At 73.0% G+C, this 7149-nt stretch carries 6 protein-coding genes; 2 read left to right on the forward strand and 4 right to left on the reverse strand.

Annotated features, from left to right (window positions below; translation table 11 throughout):
- Positions 1-352: 352 nt before the first annotated feature.
- Positions 353-1399, reverse strand: a complete 1047-nt coding sequence (locus P1P70_RS36960) for an iron ABC transporter permease (protein ID WP_319245572.1) — start codon at positions 1397-1399, stop codon at positions 353-355.
- On the reverse strand, positions 1396-2421 hold the full coding sequence (locus tag P1P70_RS36965; protein ID WP_319245574.1) for an iron ABC transporter permease: 1026 nt from the start codon (positions 2419-2421) through the stop codon (positions 1396-1398). The genes P1P70_RS36960 and P1P70_RS36965 overlap by 4 nt, the downstream gene beginning before the upstream one ends.
- Positions 2422-2634: 213 nt before the next feature.
- Between P1P70_RS36965 and P1P70_RS36970 the strand changes: the two genes are divergently transcribed.
- Both P1P70_RS36970 and P1P70_RS36975 read left to right on the forward strand, forming a co-directional pair.
- Positions 2635-3480, forward strand: coding sequence for a (2Fe-2S)-binding protein (locus P1P70_RS36970; RefSeq protein WP_319245576.1), 846 nt, complete (start codon positions 2635-2637; stop codon positions 3478-3480).
- 140 nt (positions 3481-3620) lie between these two features.
- A complete protein-coding gene (locus tag P1P70_RS36975) occupies positions 3621-5726 on the forward strand; it encodes a family 43 glycosylhydrolase (RefSeq protein WP_319245577.1) in 2106 nt (701 codons plus the stop codon).
- Positions 5727-5733: 7 nt separating this feature from the next.
- Here P1P70_RS36975 and P1P70_RS36980 read toward each other — a convergent pair whose 3' ends face one another.
- Both P1P70_RS36980 and P1P70_RS36985 read right to left on the reverse strand, forming a co-directional pair.
- On the reverse strand, positions 5734-6684 hold the full coding sequence (locus P1P70_RS36980; RefSeq protein ID WP_413471634.1) for an endonuclease/exonuclease/phosphatase family protein: 951 nt from the start codon (positions 6682-6684) through the stop codon (positions 5734-5736).
- A 60-nt stretch (positions 6685-6744) separates the two neighbouring features.
- Positions 6745-7104 (reverse strand): ArsR/SmtB family transcription factor, encoded by a 360-nt coding sequence (locus P1P70_RS36985; RefSeq protein WP_033526294.1) that lies wholly within the window; start codon positions 7102-7104, stop codon positions 6745-6747.
- Positions 7105-7149 lie beyond the last annotated feature (45 nt).

The following is a 7149-nucleotide window of genomic DNA, read 5'->3' on the forward strand; positions in this document are numbered from 1 at the left end:
GGTCGTAGGGGGTGGCTGCGGTGCGTCGGCGGGTGCGGGTCCGGTGGGGCTTCTCGCGCAGTTCCCCGCGCCCCTGAAAGCCCAGGCCCCTGCGGGCCTGAAAGACCACGGCGCTGTGGGCCTGAAAGACCACGGGACTGCGGGCCCGAAAGACCACGGCGCTGCGGGCCTGAAAGACCACGGGACTGCGGGCCCGAAAGACCACGGCGCTGCGGGGCCGGAAGTCCACGGGACTGCGGGCTGAAAAACACGGGGCGCAGCCCCTGCTTTTCAGGGGCGCGGGGAACTGCGCGAGAAGCCCCACGCACCCGCAGCCGCCGACGCACCCGCACCCCCGAGCTACTGGGCGCCCTCACACCCCCCTCCGCACCGGCGCGCTCTGGCGAAACATCAGCACCAGCAACCACGGCGCCCCCAACGTCGCGGTCGCCGCGCCGACCGGCAGACCCTCCACCGGCAGCAGGTGCTGGACCACGAGGTCCGCGCCGAGGAGGAGGACCGCTCCGGTGAGGGCCGCCAGCGCGAGCGTCGCCGCCGTCGGCGGGCCGGTGAGGAAGCGGACGATGTGCGGGACGGCGAGGGCGACGAAGGTGACCGGCCCCGCGAGGGCCGCCGCCAGCGAGGCCAATGTGACGGCGACGAGAAGCAGTTGGAGGCGCGCGGCGGAGGTGTCGAGGCCGAGCGCGCCCGCCGAGTCGTCGCCCAGGTCGAGCACGGCGAGACGGCGGTGGGTGACCAGCGCGGCGGCGAGGGCGAGCAGCACGGCGGCACCCGCGCCCCAGACCTCCGTCCAGGTGCGGCCGTACACCGACCCGGTCGTCCACTGGAGTGCCGAGCCCGCGAGTTCGGCGGGAAAGCGCACGATCATCAGGTTGACCGCAGCGGCCAGACCCGCCTGGACGGCCAGGCCGGTGAGGACCAGGCGGGTGACGGCGAGCCCGGACCGCCAGGCGAACACCCCGAGCAGCAGCGCGGCCAGCAGGCCACCGGCCAACGCGCCGACAGGGATGAGCAGTTGGGAGGCTCCGGCGGCGAGCAGGGCAACCGCGCCGAGCGAGGCCCCGCCCGTCACCCCCATCACGTCCGGGGAGGCGAGGGGGTTGCGGAACAGTCGTTGCAGAACGCAGCCCGCAGCCCCCAGTCCGGCGCCGGCCACGACGGCGGCGGCGGCCCGCGGCGCCCGGAACTCCCGCACCACCAGCACATCGCCCGGATCGCCGAACCCGGCCAGCGCGCGGAGCGCCACGGGGGCGGGCATGCCCATCTCCCCCGTGGAGACGGCGACGGTGACCAGCGCGAGCAGGGCGAGGAGACCGGTGGCGCCGTAGGCGAGGAGGCGGGCCCGGCCGGGCGGGCGGTGCGTGCCGTGTCGTACGGCCGCCTTGTACGTCAGTGTCATCGGGCGACCTTCCGGGCGAGCAGGGCCAGCAGGGGTGCGCCGAGGAACGCGGTGACGATGCCGACCTCCAGTTCGGCGGGGCGGATGACCAGGCGGCCGAGGATGTCGGCGGTGAGGAGGAGCAGGGGGCCGGCGACGAGGCAGCCGGGGACGAGGAGGCGGTGGTCGCCGCCGAGGAGCGGGCGGACCAGGTGGGGCGCGGCGAGTCCGATGAACGCGACCGGGCCCGCGACGGCGACGGCGGATCCGGCGAGCAGGACGACCGCGATGCCTCCGGCGAGGCGGACGCGGGTGACCGGCACACCGAGGGCCTGGGCCGAGTCGTCGCCCAGGGCGAGGGCGTTGAGGGCGGGCGCGACGGCACCTGCGACCAGCAGGCCGAGCAGCAAGGTCGGCAACACGGGCCAGAACGTGTCGAGTTGGCGTCCCGCGAGGGAGCCCGCCAGCCAGAAGCGTGCCTCGTCCAGGGTGCGCTGACTGGCCAGCATGACGGCCGATGTCCAGGACAGCAGCACCAGTTGGAGGACCGTGCCGCCGAGGGCGAGCCGTACCGGGTCGATGTCCCCGGCGCGGCGGGCCAGCGCCTGGGCGAGGACGGCCGCTGCGGCGGCTCCGGCGAAGGCGAACCACACGTACTCGACGGGGTCGGTGAGCTTCAGCGCGAAGATGGCGACGACGACCGCGAAGCCCGCGCCCGCGTTGATTCCCAGGGTCGTCGGGGAGGCGAGCGGGTTGCGGGTGATCCCCTGGGCCACGGCGCCCGCGACTCCCAGGGCGGCGCCGACCGCGAGGCCGATGACCGTGCGCGGCAGCCGAAGTCCCGTCACCACCAGGGCGTCCCTGCCCTCCGCGTGCCCGGCCAGCGCGTCGAGCACGGTGGACAGGGGGACGGAGCGGGTTCCCAGGGCGAGGCTCAGCGCGGCGCACAGCGCCAGCGCGCCGATTCCGCCGAGGAACAAGGTCAGGTGCCTCAGGGCACGCGGGGGCGCGCCGGTCGGCGCGGCCCGTTCGGTCGCAGTCACGAAACGTGAGCTTAGGTTAGGCATGCTTTAGTTTTCAACTGCTGTGGACCCACTGTGATCCACGACGCCCTTGATCAACCCGCCAGTAACTTCGCTGGTCAACGACGCACACGACTACTTCACACTCCACCTGGTCATCGCCACGCGATCTTGCAGCTAAGGTAAGCCTTACCTCCTTCTCTCGCCAAACCCCTTCACGCTATGGAGTTACCGATGACCGTGGCCCACCTGGAGACCCCCCAGGCCGACACCGCCACACCCGTCCCGGTGCTCCTCTCCGCCGCCTACCGCCGCGTGAACGCGATGTGCGAGGCGATGTCCGTGCGGATCGTCGAATCAGGGCGACCGCCCGCCCGCACCGTCGGCCTGACGGACGGCCGGGAGGCTGTCGAAGCCTTCGTGGAGGCGGAGGCCGCCCGCATCCGGGAGCGCCACGGCCACACCGCGCCACGGCACGTCGCCGCCTCCCGCGCCCTGCACGACTACGCCTGGTCGGTGGGCCTGCTGATGAGCGGCGTGTGGTGTCTGGAGCGGCGCGTGCCCCGTATCGCCCCCGGCGACATACGCGTCGACCTCGCGTCGGGCGCCTTCGAAGTCACCCCCGGCACCGAGCTTGTCTGCCTTCCGGGCGACCCGGCCGCACTCCTCCCCGGCGCCCGGGTCGCCGCCCACCAGGAGGCGCTGCGCGCCGAGTTGAGGACCGCCGTGGCGGACCACATGGGTCCGGTGCTGGAGGCGATCGGCCCGTACGTCCGCCGGGGCTCGCGCGCGTTGTGGGGGCTGGTCTCCGACGACCTGGTCTCCGGGCTCTGGTACCTCGGGCGGATGCGCGGCGACGAGGCCGCCGGCGTCCGGGCCGCCTCCGCCGTCCTGCCCGCCGCCCACGCACCCTTCCCCGGCGGCGCCGACTTCCGCTCCCTGCGCACGAGCGACGGCCGTGAGCACCCGACCCGCACCCGTCTGGGCTGCTGTCTCTACTACACGATCCGCCCGGCCGAGGCCTGCTCGACCTGCCCGCGCACCTGCGACGCGGAACGACTGCGCCGACTGGAGGGCTGACCGCACGGAGGCCCCGCGCCGAAACTTTCACTGCCGCCCCGGCGCCCTGCGCCGATTGACGCCGCTCGGCACAGATGGAAACACTCGTCGACGGGCTTTCCCACAGGAAATGCCAAAAGGCCGCATCGTTGGAGGTCGGTTTGCAGCAGTACGCCGGATTCGTCTTCGCCTATTTCACCGGCGAGGGAAGCCCGGACGGCGAGCGGATCAGGTTCGCGCTCAGCCGGGGCGACGACCCGCTGCGCTGGCGTGAACTGAACGGCGGGGCACCGGTGCTGACCTCGGACCTCGGGACGGGCGGGCTGCGCGATCCGTTCCTCGTGCGTGCCCCGGAGGGCGACCGGTTCTATCTGATCGCCACCGACCTCAGGATGCACGGGGAGCCGGACGGCGACTGGGACCGGGTGCAGCGCACCGGAAGCACCTCGCTCATGGTCTGGGAGAGCACCGACCTGGTCCACTGGACCGACCGCCGACTGGTGCGCGTCGCCCCCGACACGGCCGGCAACGTCTGGGCGCCCGAGGCCGCCTACGACCCGGAGCTCGGCGCGTTCGTCGTCTTCTGGGCCTCGAAGCTGTACGCGGAGGGCGACCCGGACCACACCGCCGACACCCACAACAGGATGCTGTACGCGACCACCCGTGACTTCCGCGTCTTCAGCGAGCCCCGCGTGTGGAACGACCCCGGCCACTCGGTCATCGACTCGACCGTCGTCCGGCACGACGGCACCTGCTACCGCTTCACCAAGGACGAGCGCGCCCACTCCCCCGCCGCGCCCGCCGGCAAGTTCATCACCGTGGAGAGGTCGACGGAGCTGCGCGCCACCGCGTACGACTTCGTGGCCGACGGTATCGGTCACGGGGCCGTCGAGCAGGGTGAGGGGCCGATCGTCTTCAGGTCGAACACGGACGACCGCAGGTGGTACCTGTTCGTCGACGAGTTCAGCGGACGCGGGTATGTGCCCTTCGAGACCACCGACCTGGGCTCCGGGAAGTGGACGCCCTGCGCGGAGTTCGCGCTGCCGCCCGGCGCGCGGCACGGCTCGGTGCTTCCGGTGACGCGGGCCGAGTACGAACGGCTCCTCGGCGGGTACGCGCCAGCGGCGTCCGTCGTCGACGCCCGCCTGCCGGAGGGCCTGAAGGCATACGCACTGGTCGACGACTCCGCGTCGAAGGTCGTCCTGCCTGTGCACCCGGACACCGAACTCGGCTCCCTCGCCCCGGAGTTCGACCTGTCGGCGGACTCCCGGAGCGAGCCCCCGTCGGGCACCCCGCGCGACTTCCGCACCCCGCAGGAGTACACCGTCACGGCGGCCGACGGGACCGCCCGCACCTGGACCGTGGAGGCGGTGGCGATGCGCAGCCCCTTGCTGCCGGGACTGTACGCCGACCCCAACATCCAGGAGTTCCACGGCCGTTACTACATCTATCCGACGACGGACGGCTTCGAGGGCTGGGGCGGCACCCGCTTCGAGGTGTTCTCCTCCGACGACCTGGTCACCTGGGAGAACCACGGAGTCGTCCTCGACCTGGAGAAGGACGTGCGCTGGGCGGAGCGTCACGCCTGGGCACCGGCCGCCGGGGAACGGAACGGTTCCTACTACTTCTACTTCTGCGCCGACCAGCAGATCGGTGCGGCCGTCGCCGACAGCCCCGCCGGCCCCTTCCGGGACGCCCTGGACCGGCCGCTCATCGGGCGCGACGACTACGCGGGCCAGATGATCGACCCGGCCGTCTTCACGGACGACGACGGCACCACGTATCTCTACTGGGGCAACAGCGAGGCGTACGGCGTGCCGCTCCACGAGGACATGGTGTCCTTCGACCCGGACCGGGTACGGCGGTTCACCCCGGCGAACTTCCGCGAGGGGGCCTTCGTCGTCAAGCGCCGGGGCGTCTACTACTTCATGTGGTCGGAGGACGACACCCGCAGCGAGGACTACCGCGTCGCCTACGCCACCGGCCCCACGCCGCTCGGCCCGTGGACCGAACGGGGGGTGATCCTGCGCAAGCGCCCGGAGTACGGGATCCTCGCGACCGGGCACCACACGGTGGTGAACGTCCCCGGCACCGACGACTGGTTCATCTGCTACCACCGGTTCGCGATCCCGGGCCCCGGCACCCCGCGCGGTGACGGCGTCCGCCGGGAATCCACCCTGGACCGGCTGGTGTTCACCGCGGACGGCTCGATCGAGGAGGTCGTGCCGACACTGGAGTCCATCGCGCCGGTCGTCAGTCCAGGGTGACCGGTCGTCAGTCCAGGGTGATCCGGGCGGCTACCGGCAGGTGGTCGCTGCCGGTGGCGGGCAGGGCGCGGATGTCGGCGACGGTCGCCGAGCGTGCCATGACCTGGTCGATCCGGGCGAGCGGGAGACCGGCGGGGTAGCTGAGGGCGAAGCCGCGCTCCGCCACGTTCATGCGTGTGGTGAGCGGTGCCAGGCCGCGGTCGTCGACCGTGCCGTTGAGGTCGCCCAGCAGGACCACCGGGTCCCGCGTCTCGGCGGCGACGGCCCGGCCCAGCAGGGCGGCGCTCTCGTCACGCCACCGCGACGCGAGTCCACCCGCCCCGAGGCGGACGGACGGCAGGTGGGCGACGTACACCGCGAGGTCGCCGTGCGGGGTACGGACCGAGGTCCTGAGCCCGCGGCGCCAGTCCTCCTCGATCCCCTCGGGTTTGATGTCCAGCGAACGGGTCCCCGTGAGCGGATGCCGCGACCAGAGCCCGACGGTGCCCCGGACGGCGTGGTACGGGTACTCCGGGGCGAGTGTCCGCTCGTAGACCGGCAGTGCCGTGGGCACCAGCTCCTCCAGCGCGATGAGGTCGGGCTCGGCGTCGGCCAGGGCGCGGGCCGTGCCCGCCGGGTCGCCGTTCTCGTCGCTGACGTTGTGCTGCACCACGACGAGGTCGTGCGGACCGGGCGGCGCGCCGGGCAGCAGCAGCCCGCCGAAGGTGTACGTCCAGGCCGCCGCCGGAAGCAGGAGCGCCAGCAGCGCGACGGCCGAGCGGTGCAGCAGCCCCACACCGAGCAGGACCAGGACCACCAGGCCGAGCCAGGGCAGGAACGCCTCCAGCAGACTACCCAGCCGGCCCACGGAGTTGGGGACCGCGCGGGGGAACAGCACGAGCCCGGCGGTCAGCACGGCCACCACGGCACTCACGCGTCCGGCCCCGGGGCGGTCCGGCCTCACACGGTCCCCGTCCAGAGCGGGCCGCCTCGACAGCGGGAGGGGGGACGGCCGGTCTTCGGCGCTCACGAATCGTCCTCAGTCGTGCGGTGCCTGGCCGCTGACCCGGTGGTCGGCGTGGCTGAGCGCCTCCACGACCAGGCGCTTGAGGTGCCCGTCGGCGAGGCTGTAGTAGATGTGACGGCCTTCGCGGCGGGTGTCCACGAGCCCGGCGAGCCGCAGCTTCGCCAGGTGCTGGCTGACGGCCGTGCGGGACGCCTCGCAGCGGTCGGCCAGTGAGCCGACGTCCGACTCGCCCTGCGCGAGCAGCCACAGCAGGTGCAGCCGGGTGACGTCGGAGAGCATCGCGAACACTCCGGTCGCCTCGGTGAGCCGTGCGCTGTCGGGGGCGCGCAGGTGCGCTCCGGACGCAGGTGACACGGCGTGGCGTTCAGGCATGGGCCCAGCGTAGGCGCTCCGCTGGGGGTGCGGGGGGCCGTGGGG

The sequence above is a fragment of the Streptomyces sp. MB09-02B genome, from assembly GCF_033794485.1.
Taxonomy (GTDB): domain Bacteria; phylum Actinomycetota; class Actinomycetes; order Streptomycetales; family Streptomycetaceae; genus Streptomyces.